This window comes from Paenibacillus luteus (genome assembly GCF_006542765.1).
GTDB classification, from domain to species: domain Bacteria; phylum Bacillota; class Bacilli; order Paenibacillales; family Paenibacillaceae; genus Pristimantibacillus; species Pristimantibacillus luteus.
The window spans coordinates 1-914 of the sequence record NZ_SKCD01000076.1 but is presented as its reverse complement, the minus strand read 5'-3'; the positions used below and the strand labels follow the sequence as shown (position 1 = coordinate 914).

At 50.2% G+C, this 914-nt stretch carries 2 tRNA genes and 3 rRNA genes; all 5 read left to right on the top strand.

Annotated elements, in window-relative coordinates:
• Positions 1–112, top strand: a 16S ribosomal RNA gene (locus E0496_RS31955); the annotation flags it as partial.
• A gap of 132 nt (positions 113–244) precedes the next feature.
• Positions 245–361: ribosomal RNA gene (gene rrf / locus E0496_RS31950) — 5S ribosomal RNA — on the top strand.
• A gap of 40 nt (positions 362–401) precedes the next feature.
• A tRNA-Ile gene (locus E0496_RS31945) sits at positions 402–478 on the top strand.
• A gap of 31 nt (positions 479–509) precedes the next feature.
• A tRNA-Ala gene (locus E0496_RS31940) sits at positions 510–585 on the top strand.
• 202 nt (positions 586–787) lie between these two features.
• A 23S ribosomal RNA gene (locus E0496_RS31935) occupies positions 788–914 on the top strand; the annotation flags it as partial.

The window sequence follows — 914 nt, the reverse complement described above, 5'->3', positions numbered from 1 at the left end:
AAGCCGGTGGGGTAACCCGCAAGGGAGCTAGCCGTCGAAGGTGGGGTAGATGATTGGGGTGAAGTCGTAACAAGGTAGCCGTATCGGAAGGTGCGGCTGGATCACCTCCTTTCTAAGGAAATACCCGAACCCGATGAGGTTCGGATAAACGTGGCAGTTTATCGCTTACTCGTTGTCAGTTTTGAAAGAGTAACCGTTCCCTTTCGAGGGGATTGGAAACCATCTTTCAACGTTAAGTCATCCGTTTGGTGGCGATGGCGGAGGGGAACCACGCGTTCCCATACCGAACACGACCGTTAAGCCCTCCAGCGCCAATGGTACTTAGACCGCAGGGTCTTGGGAGAGTAGGACGTCGCCAAGCAGGTGTTATGTTACACCTTTATACGAACAATGAGAATTAAGGGCCTTTAGCTCAGCTGGTTAGAGCGCACCCCTGATAAGGGTGAGGTCGGTGGTTCGAGTCCACTAAGGCCCACCACTATAATTCATCAGAGCTCGTAACTTAATATGGGGCCATAGCTCAGCTGGGAGAGCGCCTGCCTTGCAAGCAGGAGGTCAGCGGTTCGATCCCGCTTGGCTCCACCAATAATCTTTAACAATTGCACCTTGAAAACTGGATAACGAAAGAAAAGAAATTGCTGAAACATCCTTTAAGCTGTTTTTATTGTAAGCGAAAGGTGTTCGAGATTAATCCGACTTCTTTTCGTTTTGTTTCAACCACTTGATGTCTTAGGAGATCAGAGAAACAAAATGAAAACGGCGGTTAAGCCGAATCACCTGAGCATATGGTTAAGCTAGTAAGAGCGCACGGAGGATGCCTAGGCACCAGGAGCCGAAGAAGGACGTGGCGAACAACGATACCGCCCCGGGGAGCCGTAAGCAGGCATTGATCCGAGGATTTCCGAATGGGGAAA